This is a genomic window from Ensifer sp. LC11, from assembly GCF_001695835.1.
Classification (GTDB): Bacteria; Pseudomonadota; Alphaproteobacteria; order Rhizobiales; family Rhizobiaceae; genus Ensifer.
Genome location: NZ_MBSO01000012.1, coordinates 141300 through 162638 on the forward strand (window position 1 = coordinate 141300; position 21339 = coordinate 162638).

Sequence of the window (21339 nt, forward strand, 5' to 3'; positions counted from 1 at the left end):
GCCGCCCTTGACCCTTCCCTCGAAGTTCGGTTTCGATGCGGGTATGGAGTCATGGACGGTCTTGTGAAAATTGGCCAAATACGGACCTATCATCCATGAACATGGACACCGGTGACCGCGATGCGCAATCTCAACGACTTCATCATCTTCGCCCATGTGGTCGATCACAAGGGGTTTGCGCCGGCGGCGCGTGTCCTCAACGTGCCGAAATCGACGCTCAGCAAACGCGTGGCCGAGCTTGAGAAGACGCTCGGGGTCCGGTTGATCAACCGGACCTCCCGGCGCTTCACGATGACCGAGATCGGCGAGGATTTCTATCGCCATGCGGCCGCGATGCTGATCGAGGCGGAAGCCGCCGAAGCCGTGGTCAAGGGCAGGCTCGCAGAACCGAGTGGCACGGTGCGGATCACCGCCTCGGTGCCGACGGCGCAGATGACGCTGGCGGGGCTGCTGCCGCAGCTGGCGCTCACCTATCCCAAGATGCGGGTGGTGCTGCATGCGACCGATCGCTTCGTCGATCTCATCCAGGAAGGCTTCGACATTGCCGTGCGCGACCATTTCGCGTCGCTGCCGGATTCCGGCCTCGTGCAGCGGCGCGTTGCCGCGGACGTCATCTGGCTGGTGGCGGCGCCCAGCTATCTGGCGCGAAAAGGCGTTCCATTCGGGCCTGATGATCTCGGGGGCCATGATGGCTTGCTGTCGTCGCTGGTGAGCGATGGCTGGACGCTGCGCCATCAGGACGGTGCCGCTGTTTCGGCAAGACCCAAGCCGCGCTTTGTTGCCGACGAGTCCCACGTGCTCCTTGAGGCGGCGCTTTCTGGGCTGGGCATTACCGCCCTGCCACATAAGCTTTGCCGTGCTGAAATCGAGAACGGCAGCCTCGTGCGAGTGCTGCCCGAGTGGCAGGCGGGACTGGTCACGACAACGCTTCTGATGCCGCATCGACGCGGCCAGCTCCCTTCCGTCCGGGCGGTCGTCGATTTCATAGCGGACCGACTGGCCGGAGGCTGACGGCGGCTACCGCCTCATCGCTGACCTGGCGGCCGCAAATGAAAGGGCCCGCGCGAGGCGGGCCGTTTCGTGAGATTGCTTTTTTGCGCTTAGCGCTCGGCGAGCGCCGGTTCGCCCTTCTTCTCGCGCACGAGGTTCATGAAGCGGCGGAAGAGGTAGTGGCTGTCCTGCGGGCCGGGCGAGGCTTCCGGGTGGTGCTGGACCGAGAAGACCGGCTTGCCGGCGACGCGCAGGCCGCAGTTGGTGCCGTCGAAGAGCGAAATGTGAGTCTCTTCAACGCCTTCCGGCAGCGACTTCGAATCGACCGCGAAGCCATGGTTCATCGAGACGATCTCGACCTTGCCTGTCGTGTGGTCCTTGACCGGGTGGTTTGCGCCGTGGTGACCCTGGTGCATCTTCTCGGTCTTGCCGCCGAGAGCGAGCGCCAGCATCTGGTGACCGAGGCAGATGCCGAAGACCGGGATGTCGGTCTTCAGGAGATCCTGGATGACGGGCACGGCGTATTCGCCGGTTGCCGCCGGGTCGCCCGGGCCGTTGGACAGGAAGATGCCATCCGGCTTCTGCGCCAGCACTTCATCGGCGCTGGTTGCGGCCGGCATGACGGTGACGCGGGCGTTGAGGCCGGCAAAGAGACGCAGGATGTTGCGCTTGACGCCATAGTCGAGCGCGACGACGTGGTAGGCGGCATCCTGATCGCCGAGCGTCGAATAGCCTTCGTCCCAGACCCAGGGTTTCTCGTCCCAGCGCGAGGACTGGCCCGAGGTTGCGACCTTGGCGAGATCGAGGCCTTCAAGCCCGCTCCAGGCCTTGGCTTCCTTCTTCAGCGTCTCGATGTCGAAGACGCCGGAGGGGTCATGGGCGATGACGGCGTTCGGCATGCCGTTCTCGCGGATCCAGGCCGTCAGCGCGCGGGTGTCGATGCCGCAGAGGCCAATGATGCCGCGCGCCTTCAGCCAAGCGTCGAGGTGCTTGGCGGCGCGGTAGTTCGACGGTTCGGTGATATCGGCCTTGAAGATGACGCCGACCGCGCCGTGGCGTGCTGCCGGCGTCAGGTCTTCGATGTCTTCGTCATTGGCGCCGATATTGCCGATATGCGGGAAGGTAAAGGTGACGATCTGGCCGAGATAGGAGGGGTCGGTCAGGATTTCCTGGTAGCCGGTCAGCGCCGTGTTGAAGCAGACTTCCGCCTGCACCTTGCCGGTCGCGCCGATGCCCTTGCCTTCGATCACGGTGCCGTCGGCCAGAACGAGCAGTGCTGTTGGTTTTTCAGTGGTCCATGCGGGTGTCGCGGTCATCGTTCCTATCCCGTTGCGGGCGCCAAGCGGGGCTTGAAAGCCCGGCAATCGATCGCCATTTCATGTGCTCAGGCATGGACGCGCGGAAACCCCGCGGAAAGTGCTCACATGCCGATGTCGTGCAGGTGCGGGAAAATAGCCAAAGCGCTCTTCCGGGTCAACCGGCCACTGTGAATTGTCTGGAAATAAAATTCCTTTTAATTCAATTGGTTGCGTATTCCGTTTGATTGCGCCTGTCACACTGGTTTAAGACGACGGTAACAATGATGGTTTCGAACCGGTTCCGGGCAGAGCACCGCGGGCCGGTTTCGACATGGAGTATAGACATGCGCGACCTGTTCGCTGACACACTGAAGGAAGCCCTGAAAGCCAAGGACGCACGGCGTACCTCGACCGTGCGGCTGATCCAGGCGGCGATCAAGGACCGGGATATCGCCAATCGCGGCCTCGGCAAGGACCCTGTTGGCAATGACGAAATCCTGCAGATCCTCGCCAAGATGATCAAGCAACGCGAAGAGTCTGCCCGCATCTATGATGAGGGTGGCCGACCGGAGCTTGCCGAGCAGGAGCGGCAGGAAATCGTGATCATCAACCAGTTTCTTCCGGCCCAGCTTCCGGAAGAAAAGGTGAGGGAACTCTGCGCCTCGATCATTCAGGAGACCGGCGCGCACGGCCTGCGCGACATGGGCAAGTGCATGAACGTGCTCAAGGAGCGCTATCCCGGCCAGATGGACTTTGCCAAGGCCTCCGGCCTGGTGAAAGAATTGCTCAAGTAAGTGCTGGCGCCCGTCCGCATGCGGCGGGCGCCGCTTCTTCCGTGTTCGGCTGAAACACATCGTCGAAGGCGCGATCGATCAGTGCAAATTTCTCTGCCTGATAATCCCAATACTCCCGGATGAAGCCCTTCGACAGCCAGACGTCACCGCGTCCCGGCGTTCGTTCCCATCCCATGCTGCCCAACCGTGCTGCCTTGTCGAAGATCCGCTTGAGATGGGTCTTCGAGATCATGAAGCGTTCGCTCAAATCGCTGGGTGAAACGGGGCCGATCCTCACATGCGCGGCGTGTGGATCGAAAGTGTCGATGCGGGAAAAAAGATCGTCCATCACGACGCCACCGGAATTCACCCAGGTGAAGAGGTCGAAGGTTGGACCAGGGCGACGGACCTGATCGTTGCCGACGAGTGCGTGGGCGACCGCCGTCTGCAAGCGCCCAAACCGTTCGCGATGCCCGTCGAGCCTCGTTGTCCGCGATTGGCCGTCGAAGGCATCGAGGATGGCCAAGTGCGCCTGCATCCATTTCCAGAGGTAGTCGAGCGCGGCGTCCGTGGGTTCGAGCGGTCGGCTGCGCTTGTCGGGTTGAACGGTTGCGTACCGGGCAAAGCGATAGGCGACCATTTCCTGTAGGAATGAGGCTGCGGTATTGCGGCTGGCGATATCGTTCTCGACGGCATAGTTGATGAAGCGGCCGCTATAGAGGCCGCTCGACGGATCATCGGGGGCGCGGTCGTGATAAAGAGCAAGCCCGGATTGCGCCATCAGCCAGCGCTGCTGGGACGAGAAGATCGATGCGAGCCGCGGGTTTTCTGCGTAGATCGCCACCATGCCGCGGGCATAATTCAGTACGGCCGAGAAGAACGCCGGGCTGGATGCGAGCACTTCGACGGAAATGGCCATGGCAAATGATCCAACTCGGGACGGCGAATTGATCCTTTTCGCCGACGCGGTGTCAAGCTCTACTTTTGGTCTTCAGAAAAACTTCACACACAATCTCTGATTGCTTGTAGCGGGTATGGTTCCCGTTTCGGTCCTGTGAATTGCGGGCATGCCCGATCACGGTTGTGGCGCCCAACGGCCTTGCCGCCTATATGGAGGATCGACCAGAGGTTTCCATGCGCTTTTCACAGTCCTTTCTTGACGAGATACGCGATCGCGTGCCGATTTCGGACGTGATTGCCAAGCGCGTCAGCTGGGATCGGCGCAAGACCAATGTCTCGCGCGGTGATTACTGGGCCTGCTGCCCCTTTCATGGCGAGAAGTCGCCGAGCTTTCACTGCGAGGACCGCAAGGGCCGCTATCATTGCTTCGGCTGCGGCGTTTCCGGCGATCATTTCCGCTTCCTCACCGATCTTGAAGGCCTGAGCTTCCCCGAGGCGGTGCAGCAGATTGCCGACATGGCCGGCGTTGCCATGCCCCAGCCCGACCCGCAGGCCGAGCGACGCGAGAAGGAGCGCACCAGCCTGCTCGACGTGATGGAGCTGGCGACACAATTCTTCGAGGATCAGCTGCAGACGGCCAATGGTGCCAAGGCGCGCGCCTATCTGCGCGAGCGCGGGCTGACGGGACGGACGATCGAGACCTTTCGCCTGGGCTACGCGCCCGACAGCCGCAATGCGCTGAAGGAGTTTTTGGCCGGCAAGGGCGTCGGCAAGGAGCAGATCGAGGCCTGCGGGCTCGTGGTGCATGGGCCGGACGTACCGGTTTCCTATGATCGGTTCCGCGACCGCATCATGTTCCCGATCCTGTCGTCGCGCGAAAAGGTCATCGCCTTTGGCGGCCGCGCCATGTCGCCGGACGCGCCAGCGAAATATCTGAACTCGAACGAGACCGAGCTCTTTCACAAGGGTAACGTGCTCTACAACTTTGCCCGTGCACGCAGAGCCTCGCAAGGGGCTGGGCGCCTTGCCGATGCCGGCCAGGACGATGCGGCGGGTACGATCATCGCCGTCGAAGGCTACATGGACGTTATCGCGCTGCACCAGGCGGGCGTCGAGAACGCAGTGGCGCCGCTCGGCACTGCGCTCACTGAAAACCAGCTCGACCTCCTCTGGAAGATGACGTCGCAGCCGGTGCTCTGCTTCGATGGCGACGGCGCCGGTATCCGTGCTGCCAACCGCGGTGTCGATCTGGCGCTTCCGCATCTGAAGCCCGGCCGCTCGGTGCGCTTCGCCATGCTGCCTGATGGCAAGGACCCGGACGATCTGGTGCGCCAGGAAGGCCGTGCGCCCTTCGACAAGGTGCTCGCCAATGCCCGCTCGCTGGCTGAGATGGTGTGGCAGCGCGAGATCCAGGGCGGGGCGTTCGACACGCCGGAAAAGCGCGCCGAGCTCGAAGCGCGGCTGAAGCAGGTGACGGCGGTCATCGCCGACGAGAGCGTGCGCCGCCACTATGGCCAGGACATGCGCGACCGGTTGAATGCCTTCCTGCAATCGTCCGGTTCCGGGCGGGGAGAGCGGCGTCCCTTTGAGCGTGGTGGCCGGCAAGGCGGCGGTCCGCGTGGCGCTGGCGGGCCACGCGGCCCGAATGCAGCCGGGCCGACGGCAATCTCCGACCGGCTGGCGCGATCCTCGCTCGTCAGCGGGCAGCAGGTGGTCCCGCTGTTGCGCGAGAGCGTGCTGGCGCTCACCATCGTCAACCACCCGCAACTGCTGTTTGACGAATATGACGAGATCTCGACGATCGAATTCGACCATCGCGAGCTGCAACGCTGCTGGGCGGCGGTGCTGAACGCAGCGGCCCATCACGGCCCCCGCCTGACGCGGGAGGGACTGGTCGAACAATTGCAGGCGGAAGACTTCGGCGCACTGATTGCGGCACTCGACCAGCAGGTCCGCTATGCGCGGCTCTGGACGGCAACCACGGCGGCCGCGCCTGAGGATGCACGTGAGGGCTACCTGCAGGCGCTGGCGCTGCACCAACGCTCAAAGGCCCTGCACTGGCAGCGGCGCGAGCTCGAGCGCGAACTGGCGCACGCGACGGAAGAAGGAGATCTCGAAGCGGTGCCGCAACTGCTGCGCACGCTTCAGGAAGTGCAACTCGAAGTGACCCGGCTTGAGAACCAGGAAGCGATCATCGAGGGCTTCGGCGTGCTTTCGGGCCGTGTGAAGGGACCGGCGGCACGCTAGTCGGGCATGGCTGCCCGATCCGGGCATTGATCGCGGTGAAATGGGCGTTTGCTCCCGCAGCGTATGGGCACATGTGTACCGGACCGCGAGCGGAAGCGACCTCATCCGTTGGATCGAACTCCAGTCTCTGTTGATGGCGCTGCGGGAGCAGGATCTCGCTTCACTTCGCCGCCGCCATGGTATTGGAGGCATTTGCCGCGGGAGATTTCTGCTCCTCCTGGAGGCAGACACCACGGCGCGCGCATTTGTGCCCGTTTGCTTGCGGATCTTCCGATCGGTCGGCGAGCGGCTCACTCCCCCTTATGTGCAGAATGCATAAAACATAAAATAATTTGTAGTTGCAAAACCGATTGCGTCACCCTCTAATGTTTGACCGACGTTCCGGTGTGGGGGGGGAGACGACGATGGCATTTACACTTTCTCGTGGTGGCAACAATGTCCCGGCTGAAGTCCAGCGCTGGCAGTATTTTTTGCTGCGACGCGGCATTTCGCAAGTTGGGCGCGTCGATGCGGATTTCGGATCGAAATCGGAAGAGGCGACGAGGATATTCCAACTCCAGCAGCAGCTTCCGACTAACGGTAAAGTTGACGCGGCAACTCTGAGCGCCGCTAGCCAATACGGCTATACGATCCTCGGCAGTGACTACTATGCCGCGCGCTCAGGGGCGAGCTGGCCCGCCCCGCCCAGCAACCTGTCGTCGCCGAGTTCCAGTTGGCGCAATACGAAATTTTCGTGCTTCCGTTTTGTGCAAAAGCAGAACGCCTATCGTGACCGACCGGAAAGGATCGTCATAAAGGGCAGCTGCGACGGCGCGAGCGCCGACTGGACGCAGGCCCACATCGTCGATCTGAACAGCAGCCTGTTTTCGCACGCGGACGGATTCCGCGGGTACTTCCGAGTGCATCGCGAGGCGCGGGAAGCCCTCGAGGAACTGCTGCACCAATGGCAGGCTGATGACCTGTTGCACCTGGTCATCAGCTTTGCGGGAGCCTTCGACCCCCGCTACATCTTCGGCCACAATCCCGGCAATGCGGCTCAGCCGGAAATCAAGAGCACGGATGCGGGCAAGCTTTCCAACCACGCTTTCGGCTCTGCCGTCGACATCAACGCCACATGGAACTGGATCGGCGAGGTTCCGGCTTTCTGCGGGCGCAAGGGTTCCGTGCGTGAGCTGGTGGCCTCTGCCAATGCTGCCGGTTTCTATTGGGGCGGCCACTTCGGTGGCGGACGCATCGATGGCATGCATTTCGAGCTTGCCCGTTGACGGACAACGCTCGGGCAGTTGTGGCAGTCCTGGTATGGGGAGGGACCTATGGCGAAGCAGACAGCGGGAAAGAGGCAGAAAACCACGGCAAGCCCGGCGGTTGTGCAGGGAATAGAGACCGATGAGGCTCAAAAAATCGTCGGTGACAGCCCGGTCGTCGGCGGGGACAGTTCTGAGCCCGCCGACACGTCCGTTGCCTTGATCGGACGTGATCGGGGAATACGGATAGGCAACAGAACGTTCAAGCTTGAGGAAGCCAAATTTGCCGGCCGCACCCTGAATGTTCTTCCCGACCTTCCGGACATTCGTGATCGCTACTACAACCCCAATCTTCGCGCCCTGCCGGGGAGTGTCTATCCATCGATCGCTTTCCCCGTTCGCGACCAGGGGGCGTCGTCTGCGTGCACCGGATTTGCGCTCGCACATGTCATCGACATTCTGACCCATAGGGAAGTGCTTGCGGCTCAACCCACACGCGTCAGCGCGGGAATGCTATACGAGATGGCCAAACGCAACGACGAGTGGGCGGGAACCGCCTATGAGGGGTCGAGCCCCAGAGGTGCTCTTAGCGGCTTCTACCGGAATGGCGTTTGCCGGCAGGCGGTTTCTCCTGACATTACCGCGGGTGAGTGGATCCTCACCTACGAGATCAACAAGGATGCGCGCGAGAACCGGCTGGGGGCCTATTATCGGCTGCACCCCGATTTGTCCGACTATCATGCGGCCCTGAACGAAGTCGGGGCAATTTATGCCTCGGCACAGATTCATGAAAACTGGAAGGAGCCGAAAGACGGTCAGATCGTGCCCGGTGGCGACCCAATCGGAGGGCATGCGTTTGCGATCGTCGGCTATGACGCTGAAGGCTTCTGGATTCTGAATTCCTGGGGCCGCGGATGGAGCAAGGACGGCGTCGCCCATTGGCGATATGAGGATTGGGCGGCTACTCTTATGGATGCCTGGGTGCTCCAACTTGGGGTGAGGGCGCCGACAGCATTCAGCGCCGTGCCGCGAGGAGCGCCCTCTTCGGCGACGGCGCCGCAAACACGCTCGGCACCCAACAGAAGCGATATCGTCGGCCATTTCATCAACATCGACGACGGGCGCTATGTCACGAATGGACGCTACGCGTCTCCCACGCAGACTGAAATGCAGGAGTCGGTCAAGCGCCTTACGAACTCGCAGGCGAACGATGGAGCGGGCTTCGGGCACCTGGTCATCTACGCGCATGGCGGGCTCAATTCTCTCGATGACGAGGCGAGCCGGATCGCAACCTGGAAGAGGAACGATATCTTCGGGCGAAACGGCATATACAATTTTCATCTCATGTGGGGATCCGGCCTGCTCGATGAAGCGTTCGGCCCGTTATCACAGAGCCAGGCGGGGCGCGCGACAGGCTGGATCGGCGACCTGCTATTCGAGACGGGGTTGGGAAAAGCGCTTGGGAGCCGGGCTTGGCGGAACATGAAACAGGACGCCAATGCCGCGTTCGACCGCCACGGACCATACAACGGCGGCACCTTTGGCCTGCGCCCACTCGTTGAAGGTCTGTCCAAAGCCAAGAAGCGGCCAAAGATCCATTTGGTTGGACACAGCGCCGGCTCCATCGTGCTCGGTGAACTGTTGGCGAATTTGGATCAATTCGGATCGCAAAATCTCGACATCGAGAGCATCCACCTGATGGCCCCGGCGTGTACGACCGCTTTCTTCAAAGCGCGCTACGAACCTTTTCTTTCAGGGGGAGGCACGTGGAAGCTGAACGGCAAAATCCACCTGTATCAGATGAGTGACGCACTCGAGCAGGCAGACAAGGTGGGCGTTGCCGGATTGCCGGGATATGGACGCTCCCTGCTTTACCTCGTTTCTCGCGCCTATGAGGACGCTGCAAACACGCCGCTGGCGGGAATGGAAATCTTCTCCGGGAATTTGTCACCGTCAGCCGCACTTGCGATCGATCGCTCGATAAGCAAGGCCACGGCGTCCACCACTCATGGCGGTTTTGACAATGATCCCGTGACGATGTCCACCATCATGGAGCGCATTCTGGGCCACAAGCCCCCGAAGCCGCCAACAGCCGAGGAAATGGTGGGATACTAGCGCCTCCCGCTTTCAAGCAATCACTTACTCGCGCCAATGCTCGGCCACCCATGGAGCAGGGCGGATATAGTGGCGCAGGTAGCGGATCGGGTTCTTTTCACGACGGTCGCCGGTGAACAGCCGGCGAATATGTCCAAGCGGCGTGTCCACGCGGCCGCGATAGCCATACTGCCCGTCGATCGCATGCTGTGGCAGCAGGCTGCGGGGGAAGAGAACGATGCGCGCATCGCCCGGCAGGTTCGGCGTCAGGAAATAGTTTAAGGGGAAGGTCCAATGACAATCCTGCCGGAAGTGCAGGACCCAGCGTCTCGGAAAAAGTTTCACCCTTCCCGGTACGTTGCGCGTTACGAAGCGCTGTTCGAAGCGGTACTCGTCCGCAATTGCCTGCGGGTTGGCTGCAAATTTTTGCTGCAGCGGTACAAGCTTGCCCACGGGGAAGCGAAAGACGGAGGTCTGGCCAAGGCGCTCGAACGGCGTCGTCTGGTTTCTGGCCAGGACCACGTCGTCGGGTTCTGCCACCTCGAAGAAGGAATCGAGCGATCCGACGATGACGATGTCGAGATCGAGAAACAGTACCGATCCCTTGAGATTGCCGAGTTTCGGTCCCCACAGGCGCGACTTCTGCCAGATCCCCGGCGTGTTCGTGGGCATGTGCGCGATATTGAGCGGCGGCAGGTCTTCGCAGAGAATCTCCGCACGCAAGCCCTCCCGATTGTCGGTAAAGCAGGTAAACGTGAAGGGCGGGGTAATGTTGCGCGCCACCATGGCATATAGCCGGTTGATGAACGGTGCGCCGTATTTCGTCCCCCAATTGATGCAAATGACCTGCTTGACGCCGCCGCTCGTCGCCAGAATGTTTGCCATGGTGACTTCCCGATCTTTGCTGTTCAGCTAAGGCACGAGGGACTATTCAAAGTCAGGCTATCACAGATATTGCTTATTAAAACTGTTGGTTATGCGCCGGAAGAAACCGTTCGTGTGGCTTCCGCCGTCTTGAGCTCTATGGCATTGCGGTCGTATCTGGCGATGATTGCGCGGTGTGATTCCCAAAGGAGATCCGATGGAGTTCGTCGAAAGGCCGAAGCCCTCAAGAAGCGCTGCCAGCCAACTCTTCGACGCCGCCGGCGCGCCGCCGCTTGATGTGCTGAAGCGCGTCTATGGCTATTCCGCCTTTCGCGGCAAGCAGCAGGCGGTGGTCGAGCACGTAGCGGCGGGTGGCGACGCGGTCGTGCTGTTTCCGACCGGCGCCGGCAAGTCGCTCTGTTTTCAGATTCCGGCGCTCTGCCGTCCCGGACTGGGTGTCGTCGTCTCGCCGCTGATCGCGCTGATGCGCGACCAGGTGGAGGCGCTGAAGCAGCTCGGCGTCAACGCCGCAGCGCTCAACTCGTCACTGACGCGGGAGGAAGCGATTGCAGTGCGCCGGGAGATTTACGACGGCACGCTCGATCTTCTCTATGTCACACCGGAGCGGATCGTCACCGACGGGTTCGCCGACCTCATCGGCAATGCGCGCATCGCACTCTTTGCCATCGACGAGGCCCATTGCGTTTCGCAATGGGGTCATGACTTCCGCCCGGAGTATCGCGCGCTCGGGCTGCTTGCGGAGCGCTACCCCGGCGTCCCGCGCATCGCGCTGACGGCAACGGCAGATCCGCACACCCGCGACGATATCGTCGAGCGGCTGGCGCTGACCAATGCCGAGGTGTTCACCACCAGCTTCGACCGGCCGAACATCGCTTACGAGATCGTCGAACGGGACCAGCCGCGCCAGCAATTGTTGCGTTTTCTCTCGCGGTTCAAGGGGGCCTCCGGCATCGTCTATTGCCTGTCGCGCGCCAAGGTCGAGGACACGGCCGAGTGGCTGAACGCGCAGGGAATCCGGGCGCTGCCCTATCACGCGGGCATGGATCGGGCGATCAGAGACAAACATCAGGACGTGTTCCTGAAAGAAGAGAGCCTTTGCCTCGTCGCCACCGTCGCCTTCGGCATGGGCATCGACAAGCCGGATGTGCGCTATGTCGCCCATCTCGATCTGCCGGGATCGGTGGAGGCCTATTATCAGGAGACCGGGCGCGCCGGGCGTGACGGCCAGCCTTCGGACGTGTGGATGGCCTATGGCATGGCCGACGTGCTGCAGCGGCGCCGGATGATCGACGAGGGTGGTGCGGCGGATGACATCAAGCGCATAGAGCGCGGCAAGCTCAATGCGCTCTTGGCGATCTGCGAGACGGCCGGCTGCCGCCGGCAGGCGATCCTTGCGCATTTCGGCGAGGCCCATCCGGGGCGCTGCGGCCATTGCGACACCTGCCTGAAGCCGGTCGATACCTGGGACGGCACGGAAGCGGCGATCAAGGCGCTCGCGGCTATCTACCGCACGGGCGAACGCTTCGGCACCGGCCATGTGGTCGACGTGCTGGTGGGGACCGTCAACGAAAAGACCGAGCGCTTCGGCCATGTGGGGATGCCCGTTTTCGGCGCCGGCAAGGATCTGCCGGCCCGCACCTGGCAATCGGTGTTCCGGCAGCTGCTGGCGGCGGGGCTGATCAGCGTCGACCACACCGCCTTCGGCGCGCTGAAGCTCGAACCGGATGCGCGCACCGTCTTCAAGCGCGAACGGCAGATACTCTTCCGCAAGGACAGACCGACCTCGGGCAAGGCCGCGCGCGGAGCGAAGTCGGGCGCGCAGCGCGAGCGCGCCGATCTCGCCGGCTCCGATCTCGAACTGTTCGAGCTGTTGCGCGCCGAGCGTTTCTCGATCGCCAAGGACCTGAACGTGCCGCCCTACGTCGTCTTCCCGGATGCGACCCTGATCGCGCTCGCCAAGGAGCGCCCGCGCGATTTTGACGAGCTGCTCGACATTCCCGGCATCGGCGAGAGCAAGCGCGAGCGCTACGGCGAGGCATTCCTGGCGGTCATCGACGGATATGTGGATGGGTGATGTCCACGCGCATTCACGACCTCCCGGCCGCGCTGGCTTCTCGCAAGGAGCTGAAGCGACACTTTGCTTCGTGTTTCAGCGCCGTCGAGCCGATGGTTTTAGTGGTCTCTCGCGCCGCTGACGCCGCGCTGCTGGATTCCTGTGACAAGCACAGGAATGAGGGAAGAGGGGGATCAGTGACAGCGCGCCATCGCTCGCTTGAGGGAGCCGCTATCTGCTCCGTCGAACGGGAGAAAACTCACAGGGCGTGCAGATAGTGCGAAATGTCCAGCCATTCCGGATTGGTCGCTTCGATCAGGCTCACTTTCCATTTGCGCGGCCACTTTTTCATTGTCTTCTCGCGCGTGATTGCCGTCGTCAGCAGATCGAATTCCTCAAACCAGACAAGGGTTTTACCCCGTACCTGGATGTGAACCCAGGTGTAAGTTCGTTTTGGTGCTCGTAAAGACGGCCGGGGAGGTCGCGGGTCACCCCAATATACAGCGTGCCGTTCCGCTTGGATGCCAGGATGTAAACATAGCCTTTCATTCCTTTAGGTTGCAGTAATTCTGGGCGACTTCAAGGAAGAATTGCAGACTGTGAAGGATGCCCACGACTCGACCCTCATTCCTGTGCTTGTCACAGGAATCCAGCAGCGCCGCGTCGGCGGCGCGAGAGGACTTATGAGTGACCAACACGGTCGAAACCGGATGGAAAATGTCCCTCAGCGCTTCCGGCGCGACACAATATATCTCTCATGCCACCTCGTCGTGAAATGCCCTGTCGTTTTTTCGCCCGGTCCCGGAGCGCGCGGGAATTTGCTGCAAGTCAAAAGCCGTCATGATACTCGTCATGCAAGCGATGTTTTCTTTGAGTGAGAGCGCCATGACTTCAGCCTTCCTGTCCCATCTTCGTTCCGAACTCGAGGGCCTGAAGACGGCCGGGCTCTACAAGTCCGAGCGCGTCATCACCTCGAAGCAGGCGGGCGAAATCGAGGTCGCCTCGGGCGACCGCGTGCTCAATTTCTGCGCCAACAACTATCTCGGCCTTGCCGACAACGAGGAGCTGGCGGAGGCCGGCAAAGCGGCGCTCGACCGCTACGGTTACGGCATGGCGTCGGTGCGCTTCATCTGCGGCACGCAGGAAGAGCACAAACAGCTCGAGGCGCGCATTTCCTCCTTCCTCGGGATGGAAGACACCATCCTCTATTCCTCCTGTTTCGACGCCAATGGCGGCCTGTTCGAAACGCTGCTCGGCGAGGAGGACGCGATCATCTCCGACGCGCTCAACCACGCTTCCATCATCGACGGCGTGCGCCTCTCCAAGGCCAAGCGCTTCCGCTATGCCAACAACGACATGGCGGCGCTGGAAGAAGAGCTGAAGAAGGCCGAAGGCAGCCGCTTCAAGCTGATCGCCACCGACGGCGTATTCTCGATGGACGGCATCATCGCCAATCTTGAAGGGGTCTGCGACCTCGCCGACAAGTATGGCGCCATGGTCATGGTCGACGACAGCCACGCGGTCGGCTTCGTCGGCAAGAACGGCCGCGGCTCGGCCGAACATTGCGGCGTCGAGGGCCGGATCGACATCATCACCGGCACGCTCGGCAAGGCGCTCGGTGGCGCCTCGGGCGGCTATACCTCGGCCAAGGCCGATGTGGTTGATTGGCTGCGCCAGCGCTCGCGCCCCTATCTCTTCTCCAACACGCTGGCGCCGGTGATTGCGGCAGCCTCGCTGAAGGTCTTCGACCTGATCGAGAACGGCGACGCGCTGCGCGACCGGCTCTATGCCAACGCTGCGCTCTTCCGCACCGAGATGTCGAAGCTCGGCTTCACGCTTGCAGGCGAGGGGCACCCGATCATCCCTGTCATGCTCGGCGATGCGGCGCTGGCCCAGGAGATGGCGGCGCGCATGCTGAACAAGGGCGTCTATGTCATCGGTTTCTCGTTCCCGGTCGTGCCGAAGGGTCAGGCGCGCATTCGCACGCAGATGTCGGCAGCGCATAGCGAGAACGACGTGCGCCGGACGATTGCCGCCTTCGAAGAGGTCGGCCGCGAGCTTGGCGTGATCTGAGGGAAGGCAAAGGTTTTACCCTCTCTTCGGCCTTGCCCCTCACCCTAGCCCTCTCCCCGCCAAGCGGGGAGAGGGGACGTGCCCGGCAGATGGCCGAGGTGAGTTTGGCCTGAGAGGGAGTGGGAAGGGTGCGGCATATCCCTTCTCCCCGCAGGCGGGGAGAAGGTGGCGGCAGCCGGATGAGGGGCAAGCCCTCACCGGGCGGATGAGGGGCAAGCCCTCACCGGGCGGATGAGGGGCAAGCCCTCACCGGGCGGATGAGGGGCAAGCCCTCACCGGGCGGATGAGGGGCGAGCCCAAGCGGGCAGACGATTTTGGAGGCAATCAAATGACGAACATGATGAAGGCGCTGGTCAAGTCGAAGGCCGAAGTCGGGCTCTGGATGGAGCGGGTGCCAGTGCCGGAGATCGGCCCGAACGACGTGCTGATCAAGGTGAAGAAATCGGCGATCTGCGGCACCGACGTGCATATCTGGAACTGGGACCAATGGGCGCAGAAGACCATCCCCGTGCCGATGGTCGTCGGCCATGAGTTCATGGGCGAGATCGCTGAAGTGGGGTCCGCCGTTACCAAGTACCATGTCGGCGAACGCGTGTCGGGCGAGGGCCATATCGTCTGCGGCAAGTGCCGCAACTGCCGCGCCGGTCGCGGCCATCTGTGCCGCAACACGCTCGGCGTCGGCGTCAATCGGCCGGGCTCCTTCGGCGAATTCGTCTGCCTGCCGGAATACAACGTCGTGCCGATCCCGGAAGACGTGCCCGACGAGGTCGCGGCGATCTTCGATCCGTTCGGCAATGCCGTGCACACGGCGCTCTCGTTCGATCTCGTCGGCGAGGACGTGCTGGTCACCGGCGCCGGGCCGATCGGCATCATGGGCGCGCTCGTCGCCAAGCGCTCGGGCGCCCGCAAGGTCGTCATCACCGACATCAATCCGACGCGACTGGCCCTCGCCAAGAGCGTCGGCATCGACCATGTCGTCGACGCCTCCAAAGAAAACCTCGCCGACGTGATGAAGGCGATCGGCATGACCGAGGGCTTCGACGTTGGGCTGGAAATGTCGGGCGCGGCACCCGCCTTCCGCGACATGATCGACAAGATGAACAATGGCGGCAAGATCGCCATCCTCGGCATTGCGCCTGCCGGATTCGAGATCGACTGGAACAAGGTGATCTTCAAGATGCTCAACCTCAAGGGCATCTATGGCCGTGAGATGTTCGAGACCTGGTACAAGATGATCGCCTTCGTGCAGGGCGGGCTCGATCTTTCCCCCGTCATCACCCACCGCATCAAGATCGACGAATTCCGCGACGGCTTCGAGGCGATGCGCTCTGGCAATTCCGGCAAGGTGGTGATGGACTGGTAAGGCCTTGAGGACCGCCGTGCACGGGTGATGCGCGGCGGGCTCAGTTGGCAAGGCCGAACTGGATCTCGATCTCGTGGTAGCGGGCGCCTTGGCCCGCCCAGCGATGATAGATCTCGCGGCTCTCGCCGGAGAAATTGTGCCTGCTCATCTCGATTGCGGTGACGAGTGGCGCGTAGCCCTGGGTGAAGAGGCTGCGCATCGGCCCCTGATGCCGTGCCGAGGCCACCATGATCGGCTCCAGATCGATCAGGTCGAGATCGCCGCGATAGTCGTCACCGCCCGTGACAGGCCGGCAGATGCGCCAGTCGAACAGCGTCTTGGCGTTTCTCGGCAGGCTCTGCGCGATGAAGATCCACGGGCCGGCAGGTGTCAGGCCCGTGCGCTCCATCTCTCCCTCGATCCTTAGCGCCAGCGCGGCGCTCTCGGCCCTGACCTCGGGAATGGTGAGCCGCCGCCCGATCGACAGCACGCGCATCGCGTCGGTTTCCTTGATAAGCATCGTGGCACCTCCCATCTGTGGCGCGAAGGTCATCCGCGATCCGTTTGGGCGCAAGCGAAAAACCGGAACAGTTTTGCGACTTGCCTGCTGAAATCGTGTTTGCGGGGAATTGTTTTGCGCGCCGCTTGTGAAGCTCGTGCCTGGTCTGAGACCGGTACTCTCCGTCGTCGCTGCGGAGATGGGAAGGCCCAGCGGGATCGGATCGGTCCGCCGTGGCGGTGCCGATCGTCAAAGACGGTAAGCGTTCGGTTTAAAGGCAAGCGCGCTGTAGTTCTGGTTGCGGGTGCGGGTATGACACAACGACGCCTTGCCGATTAAATTATCGGCGCCCTTGTCTTTCAGCGGGCAGCGCCTACATCTTCAGCGGAAGCTGATAAACCCCAAAAAAGCGATAGGAACGGTGATTTTTACCGAATCAGCCGGTTTTTCAGCGGAAATGCTTGACGGGATCGAAAATTCTGGGAATCACCATTTCCGAATAAGAAATGGCGAAATGACACGGCGGTTAGGGAATCATGCCAGAGGCGTTTCAGTGGCAGGACTGTCGGAGCTTGCCCGCTTTGCCACGATCGCTATCGTGGTTAAACAGGAATTAAACATCATCCCGTTACGTCAGGGGAAATGATTCGGTGGCGGGTGCGCGGCGCACCCGGACCTTCGAGCGGCATTGGCACCGGGCTCACGCCGGTTGCGACAAGGAAAGCGACGAACTAAATGGCAACCAAAGTCAAAGAAAACGAAGAAGCTGACGTAGAACGCGAAGGCGCTCCGGACGGCCCGCTTCTCGATCTTTCCGACGACGCTGTCAAGAAGATGATCAAGGCCGCCAAGAAGCGCGGCTACGTGACGATGGACGAGCTCAACTCCGTCCTTCCGTCCGAGGAAGTCACCTCCGAGCAGATCGAAGATACGATGGCGATGCTGTCCGACATGGGCATCAACGTGATCGAGGACGAGGAAGCCGAAGAAGCCGCCGCTGGCGGCGACGACGAGGCTAGCGACGACGACGGCGATAGCGAAGGCGGCGAACTGGCCCCTTCCAGCGGCACTTCGCTTGCGACCAGCAAGAAGAAGGAGCCGACCGACCGCACCGACGATCCGGTCCGCATGTATCTGCGCGAAATGGGCTCGGTCGAGCTTCTGTCGCGCGAAGGCGAAATCGCCATCGCCAAGCGCATCGAGGCTGGCCGCGAGACGATGATCGCCGGTCTCTGTGAGAGCCCGCTGACCTTCCAGGCGCTAATCATCTGGCGCGACGAACTCAACGAAGGCCAGACGCTCTTGCGCGAGATCATCGATCTCGAAACCACCTATTCCGGCCCGGAGGCCAAGGCTGCGCCGCAGTTCCAGAGCCCGGAGAAGATCGAGGCTGACCGCAAGGCTGCCGAGGAAAAGGAAAAGACCCGCAAGGTTCGCTCTCCTGCCAACGACGACGACATCACCAATGTCGGCGGCGATGTCATGCCGGCCGAAGAAGAAGAGGAAGACGACGACGAGTCGAACCTCTCGCTCGCCGCCATGGAAGCGGAACTGCGTCCGCAGGTCATGGAAACCCTCGACATCATCGCCGAGACCTACAAGAAGCTGCGCAAGCTGCAGGACCAGCAGGTCGAAGCCCGCCTCGCTGCCACCGGAACGCTGTCGCCGGCCCAGGAGCGCCGCTACAAGGAGCTCAAGGACGAGCTGATCAAGGCGGTCAAGTCGCTATCGCTCAACCAGAACCGCGTCGACAGCCTGGTCGAGCAACTCTACGACATCTCCAAGCGCCTGATGCAGAACGAAGGCCGCCTGCTGCGCCTTGCCGAGAGCTACGGCGTCAAGCGCGACTCGTTCCTGGAACAGTATTCGGGTGCCGAACTCGACCCGAACTGGATGAAGTCGATCAGCAATCTCGCCGGCAAGGGCTGGAAGGAATTCGCCAAGAGCGAAAACCAGACGATCCGCGACATCCGCCAGGAGATCCAGAATCTGGCCACCGAAACCGGCATCTCGATCGCCGAGTTCCGCCGCATCGTCTCCATGGTGCAGAAGGGCGAGCGCGAAGCGCGCATCGCCAAGAAGGAAATGGTCGAAGCGAACCTGCGCCTCGTCATCTCCATCGCCAAGAAGTACACCAACCGCGGCCTGCAGTTCCTCGATCTGATCCAGGAAGGCAACATCGGCCTGATGAAGGCGGTCGACAAGTTCGAATACCGCCGCGGTTACAAGTTCTCGACCTACGCCACCTGGTGGATCCGTCAGGCGATCACCCGCTCGATCGCCGACCAGGCCCGCACGATCCGCATCCCGGTGCACATGATCGAGACGATCAACAAGATCGTTCGCACCTCGCGCCAGATGCTGCACGAGATCGGCCGCGAGCCGACGCCGGAAGAACTGGCCGAAAAGCTCGCCATGCCGCTCGAAAAGGTGCGCAAGGTCCTGAAGATCGCCAAGGAGCCGATCTCGCTCGAAACGCCAGTCGGTGACGAAGAAGATTCGCACCTCGGCGACTTCATCGAGGACAAGAACGCGCTTCTGCCGATCGACGCTGCCATCCAGGCGAACCTGCGCGAGACGACGACCCGCGTTCTCGCCTCGCTGACGCCGCGCGAAGAGCGCGTGCTGCGCATGCGCTTCGGTATCGGCATGAACACCGACCACACGCTCGAAGAAGTCGGCCAGCAGTTCTCGGTTACCCGCGAACGTATCCGCCAGATCGAAGCGAAGGCACTCAGGAAGCTCAAGCACCCGAGCCGCTCCAGGAAGCTGAGAAGCTTCCTGGACAGCTAAGCAGGCCGCAAGCTGCGCGGCGTTCCTCGAACGCTAAAGTCGGGAATATTGCAAAATAGAAAAGCCGGGCAGATTGCCCGGCTTTTTCGTTTGTGGCTCACCCATGTGATTTATTGTGAGGCCTTGCGCCCAGGAGTATATTCGCGCTTTCGCAGCAATTGGGGGCACCCCGTCTAAGACGCGGGAGCAATCGCACCGCGGGCGTGATGCGTGCCCTTTTGGAGGTGTGAGATGACCACTTATGTCGTGCTCCTCAACTGGACAGAGCAGGGCGTGAAGAATGTGCGCGAGTCTCCGAAAAGGCTCGACGCGGCAAAGCAGGTGCTTTCCGACATGGGCGGCTCCTTCAAGCATTTCTTTTTGACGATGGGCGAATACGACATGGTGGCCATCTGCGAGGCGCCTGATGATGCGGTTGCTGCGCGTTTCGCCTTGACGCTCGGTATGGCCGGCAATGTGCGCACGAAAACGCTGAAGGCATTTCCGGAGGCGGCCTATCGCGAACTGATTGCGTCGCTCGGCTAGAGCGCCGTGCGTTCATATGAACGCGCCAAGGACGCTCTAGCACTTTGATTCTAGAGCATCTTTCCGCCTCACGTGAATCCACTTGAGAGCGGGATGCTCTAGAGCCACAAGACGATCGCAGCTACGCAGACGGGATATCACGGTGAATGACGGCCAGCTGCTACCTAAGGCGGCCCGTTTCCTGAGAGGATGCGAGCCGCGCCGCGCATGGCGTTGCGAAAGCCGTCGTCGAAGCTTACGCCACTTATCTGCCACTGATAAAGCTTGCCGTCCGCGTCCATGCGCCATTTGGCAATCCAGCCACGGGCGGCATCGGACCATGTGAGCGTGCCTGAAAGGGCGACATCGCCCTTGGTGTCCGCCGCCGGACCGACAAGGGTCTCCGGGGTCACCTGCGATAGAACGGCAAAGTCGAGCTTTTGAGCGGTCATGGTCGCTGCATCCGGTAAGACGACCGAAAGCGCCAGCGGGATGGCCGCCGCTTGAAGCGAGTCCGCCATATAGGGGCTTTCACTGCCGTCACGTGTGAGCACGAAGCGGCGCTTCTGATCCTTGACCGCGAGGAACACGGCGATCGCGGGGCGAGACTTGAGCCACGGCTTGCGGCCAAGCCGTGCGAGAAGCGGGTCCAGGGTCGCCGGTTCGTATCGACAGGTGAGGTCATGCGGCCGGTCGTGCGTGCCCTGTTCGTCGTGGATCGGAATACCTTCCAGCCGATCGCGATAGAAGAAGGTGGATACGAAGCTACCCGCTTGCGCCTCAAGTGCTGCGAAATCACTGTTATCGAGGATCGTCTGATCGCCCGAGAGTTTGACCAGCACTTCACGCAAGCATTCGCGAAAGCCGATCTGGCGGTTGATCTCGCCGGTGCCGGTGACGATCGCGTCGCTGCTGTAGAGTTGCGCTATGTCTGCCGCCTGCACCCATGCCGGCCCGCAAAGCAGCATGAGGGCGAACGCGTGCGTCTTTGCCGCCGGTGCAACGGTCCGGTTCAGTTTCCTGGCGGCAACGGGCAACTGAGGTCGCCTTCCTGGCAAGACAGATAGGTCTTGAAGTCCTTGATGCGGTTTTGGGTCACGCCGTCCTGGCATTGCGAGAGCACCATTGGATAGGCGGAGCCGCCATCCACGCCCGAGGCGGAGAACGTGCACTCCGCGTCGCGGAAGGCGATCCATGCCTTCTGCGCAGTGACGAGCAGTTTGGTCGCGTCCCGATTATCCTTCAGCCGCGCCTCGATCTGCTTGTATAGGGTGTTGAGTTCGGCATCGGATGCATCGAAGGACTTGTCCGCGCATTCGTTCATTGCCGCCTGGCTGGTGGCAGTGTCGCAATCGGCCGCCGATGCGGCCGGCGCCAGGCCGATAGACCCGACAAAGCTCACCAAGATCAAAACAGGAAATCGCATCACTCGCTCTCCTCGTGTGGCGCCGTCTCCGGGCAACGATGACCGCTGACCGGCACGCCTTCCGAAAGTTGCCGAAACGGCCCGATTGCTGAACGGCCCTTTGACAGTAAAGCCTATTTTTAACCTGGAGTAGAGTGAATTTTTTCCATGCACGCCGCGGCCGCTGTTCGTTGGCCTTTGATTCAAAAGGGATCCTTAACGTTTACGTTTTATCAATC

The 21339-nt window shown here is 61.7% G+C and carries 17 protein-coding genes and 1 pseudogene; 11 read left to right on the forward strand and 7 right to left on the reverse strand.

Going from position 1 to position 21339, the window contains the following annotated elements; genetic code table 11:
• Nucleotides 1-120 precede the first annotated feature (120 nt).
• Nucleotides 121-1011 carry a LysR substrate-binding domain-containing protein gene (locus tag BBX50_RS09390; protein WP_065775046.1) on the forward strand — a complete coding sequence of 297 codons (891 nt, stop codon included), beginning with the start codon at nucleotides 121-123 and terminating at the stop codon, nucleotides 1009-1011.
• 89 nt (nucleotides 1012-1100) lie between these two features.
• Here BBX50_RS09390 and carA read toward each other — a convergent pair whose 3' ends face one another.
• Nucleotides 1101-2306 carry a glutamine-hydrolyzing carbamoyl-phosphate synthase small subunit gene (gene carA, locus BBX50_RS09395; protein WP_065775047.1) on the reverse strand — a complete coding sequence of 402 codons (1206 nt, stop codon included), beginning with the start codon at nucleotides 2304-2306 and terminating at the stop codon, nucleotides 1101-1103.
• Between the two features lie 326 nt (nucleotides 2307-2632).
• Between carA and BBX50_RS09400 the strand changes: the two genes are divergently transcribed.
• Entirely contained in the window at nucleotides 2633-3082 is a 450-nt protein-coding gene (locus BBX50_RS09400; protein ID WP_065775048.1) for a GatB/YqeY domain-containing protein, read from the forward strand.
• On the opposite strand, the gene BBX50_RS09405 is transcribed toward BBX50_RS09400, so the two are convergent.
• Entirely contained in the window at nucleotides 3075-3980 is a 906-nt protein-coding gene (locus BBX50_RS09405) for a hypothetical protein (RefSeq protein ID WP_065775049.1), read from the reverse strand. The genes BBX50_RS09400 and BBX50_RS09405 overlap by 8 nt on opposite strands.
• A gap of 215 nt (nucleotides 3981-4195) precedes the next feature.
• Here BBX50_RS09405 and dnaG point away from each other — a divergent pair, with 215 nt between their 5' ends.
• From dnaG to BBX50_RS09425, 3 genes are all read left to right on the forward strand, one after another.
• Nucleotides 4196-6208 carry a DNA primase gene (gene dnaG, locus BBX50_RS09410; protein ID WP_065775050.1) on the forward strand — a complete coding sequence of 671 codons (2013 nt, stop codon included), beginning with the start codon at nucleotides 4196-4198 and terminating at the stop codon, nucleotides 6206-6208.
• A 404-nt stretch (nucleotides 6209-6612) separates the two neighbouring features.
• Nucleotides 6613-7473 (forward strand): M15 family metallopeptidase, encoded by an 861-nt coding sequence (locus BBX50_RS09420; RefSeq protein ID WP_065775052.1) that lies wholly within the window; start codon nucleotides 6613-6615, stop codon nucleotides 7471-7473.
• Between the two features lie 48 nt (nucleotides 7474-7521).
• Nucleotides 7522-9567, forward strand: a complete 2046-nt coding sequence (locus tag BBX50_RS09425) for a C1 family peptidase (protein ID WP_139108233.1) — start codon at nucleotides 7522-7524, stop codon at nucleotides 9565-9567.
• Nucleotides 9568-9591: 24 nt separating this feature from the next.
• On the opposite strand, the gene BBX50_RS09430 is transcribed toward BBX50_RS09425, so the two are convergent.
• Nucleotides 9592-10431 (reverse strand): glycosyl transferase, encoded by an 840-nt coding sequence (locus tag BBX50_RS09430; RefSeq protein WP_065775053.1) that lies wholly within the window; start codon nucleotides 10429-10431, stop codon nucleotides 9592-9594.
• A 196-nt stretch (nucleotides 10432-10627) separates the two neighbouring features.
• Between BBX50_RS09430 and recQ the strand changes: the two genes are divergently transcribed.
• On the forward strand, nucleotides 10628-12505 hold the full coding sequence (recQ, locus tag BBX50_RS09435; protein WP_065775054.1) for a DNA helicase RecQ: 1878 nt from the start codon (nucleotides 10628-10630) through the stop codon (nucleotides 12503-12505).
• Between the two features lie 238 nt (nucleotides 12506-12743).
• Here recQ and BBX50_RS09440 read toward each other — a convergent pair.
• Nucleotides 12744-13033, reverse strand: a pseudogene (locus BBX50_RS09440) (GIY-YIG nuclease family protein).
• Nucleotides 13034-13369: 336 nt separating this feature from the next.
• On the opposite strand from BBX50_RS09440, the gene BBX50_RS09445 reads away from it, so the two are divergent.
• Together BBX50_RS09445 and tdh are read left to right on the forward strand one after the other, a co-directional pair.
• Nucleotides 13370-14557, forward strand: coding sequence for a glycine C-acetyltransferase (locus BBX50_RS09445; protein ID WP_065775055.1), 1188 nt, complete (start codon nucleotides 13370-13372; stop codon nucleotides 14555-14557).
• Between the two features lie 328 nt (nucleotides 14558-14885).
• On the forward strand, nucleotides 14886-15920 hold the full coding sequence (gene tdh / locus BBX50_RS09450; RefSeq protein ID WP_065775056.1) for an L-threonine 3-dehydrogenase: 1035 nt from the start codon (nucleotides 14886-14888) through the stop codon (nucleotides 15918-15920).
• Nucleotides 15921-15960: 40 nt separating this feature from the next.
• Here the strand turns inward: tdh and BBX50_RS09455 are convergent, their stop codons facing one another.
• Entirely contained in the window at nucleotides 15961-16419 is a 459-nt protein-coding gene (locus BBX50_RS09455) for a hypothetical protein (RefSeq protein WP_065775424.1), read from the reverse strand.
• Between the two features lie 400 nt (nucleotides 16420-16819).
• On the opposite strand from BBX50_RS09455, the gene BBX50_RS29765 reads away from it, so the two are divergent.
• The 3 genes from BBX50_RS29765 (at nucleotide 16820) to BBX50_RS09465 (ending at nucleotide 19716) form a co-directional block, all read left to right on the forward strand.
• On the forward strand, nucleotides 16820-17044 hold the full coding sequence (locus tag BBX50_RS29765) for a hypothetical protein (protein ID WP_139108231.1): 225 nt from the start codon (nucleotides 16820-16822) through the stop codon (nucleotides 17042-17044).
• 89 nt (nucleotides 17045-17133) lie between these two features.
• Nucleotides 17134-19191, forward strand: a complete 2058-nt coding sequence (gene rpoD / locus BBX50_RS09460; RefSeq protein WP_065775057.1) for an RNA polymerase sigma factor RpoD — start codon at nucleotides 17134-17136, stop codon at nucleotides 19189-19191.
• Nucleotides 19192-19422: 231 nt separating this feature from the next.
• Nucleotides 19423-19716 carry a GYD domain-containing protein gene (locus tag BBX50_RS09465; RefSeq protein WP_065775058.1) on the forward strand — a complete coding sequence of 98 codons (294 nt, stop codon included), beginning with the start codon at nucleotides 19423-19425 and terminating at the stop codon, nucleotides 19714-19716.
• Between the two features lie 164 nt (nucleotides 19717-19880).
• Here BBX50_RS09465 and BBX50_RS09470 read toward each other — a convergent pair whose 3' ends face one another.
• Complete coding sequence (locus BBX50_RS09470) at nucleotides 19881-20732, reverse strand: DUF2066 domain-containing protein (RefSeq protein WP_161490863.1); 852 nt, start codon at nucleotides 20730-20732, stop codon at nucleotides 19881-19883.
• Nucleotides 20708-21121 carry a lysozyme inhibitor LprI family protein gene (locus tag BBX50_RS09475; RefSeq protein ID WP_065775059.1) on the reverse strand — a complete coding sequence of 138 codons (414 nt, stop codon included), beginning with the start codon at nucleotides 21119-21121 and terminating at the stop codon, nucleotides 20708-20710. Before BBX50_RS09475 ends, BBX50_RS09470 begins: the two co-directional genes overlap by 25 nt.
• Nucleotides 21122-21339: the final 218 nt, after the last annotated feature.

Excerpts from the sequence above, each read along its gene's own strand:
- BBX50_RS09465 (WP_065775058.1), top strand. The coding sequence starts at position 19,423 with ATGACCACTTATGTCGTGCTCCTCAACTGGACAGAGCAGGGCGTGAAG.
- BBX50_RS09425 (WP_139108233.1), top strand. The coding sequence starts at position 7,522 with ATGGCGAAGCAGACAGCGGGAAAGAGGCAGAAAACCACGGCAAGCCCG.
- BBX50_RS09390 (WP_065775046.1), top strand. The coding sequence starts at position 121 with ATGCGCAATCTCAACGACTTCATCATCTTCGCCCATGTGGTCGATCAC.
- BBX50_RS09405 (WP_065775049.1), bottom strand. The coding sequence starts at position 3,980 with ATGGCCATTTCCGTCGAAGTGCTCGCATCCAGCCCGGCGTTCTTCTCG.
- recQ (WP_065775054.1), top strand. The coding sequence starts at position 10,628 with ATGGAGTTCGTCGAAAGGCCGAAGCCCTCAAGAAGCGCTGCCAGCCAA.
- rpoD (WP_065775057.1), top strand. The coding sequence starts at position 17,134 with ATGGCAACCAAAGTCAAAGAAAACGAAGAAGCTGACGTAGAACGCGAA.
- BBX50_RS09475 (WP_065775059.1), bottom strand. The coding sequence starts at position 21,121 with ATGCGATTTCCTGTTTTGATCTTGGTGAGCTTTGTCGGGTCTATCGGC.
- BBX50_RS09445 (WP_065775055.1), top strand. The coding sequence starts at position 13,370 with ATGACTTCAGCCTTCCTGTCCCATCTTCGTTCCGAACTCGAGGGCCTG.
- tdh (WP_065775056.1), top strand. The coding sequence starts at position 14,886 with ATGACGAACATGATGAAGGCGCTGGTCAAGTCGAAGGCCGAAGTCGGG.
- carA (WP_065775047.1), bottom strand. The coding sequence starts at position 2,306 with ATGACCGCGACACCCGCATGGACCACTGAAAAACCAACAGCACTGCTC.
- BBX50_RS09430 (WP_065775053.1), bottom strand. The coding sequence starts at position 10,431 with ATGGCAAACATTCTGGCGACGAGCGGCGGCGTCAAGCAGGTCATTTGC.
- dnaG (WP_065775050.1), top strand. The coding sequence starts at position 4,196 with ATGCGCTTTTCACAGTCCTTTCTTGACGAGATACGCGATCGCGTGCCG.
- BBX50_RS09400 (WP_065775048.1), top strand. The coding sequence starts at position 2,633 with ATGCGCGACCTGTTCGCTGACACACTGAAGGAAGCCCTGAAAGCCAAG.
- BBX50_RS09455 (WP_065775424.1), bottom strand. The coding sequence starts at position 16,419 with ATGCTTATCAAGGAAACCGACGCGATGCGCGTGCTGTCGATCGGGCGG.
- BBX50_RS09420 (WP_065775052.1), top strand. The coding sequence starts at position 6,613 with ATGGCATTTACACTTTCTCGTGGTGGCAACAATGTCCCGGCTGAAGTC.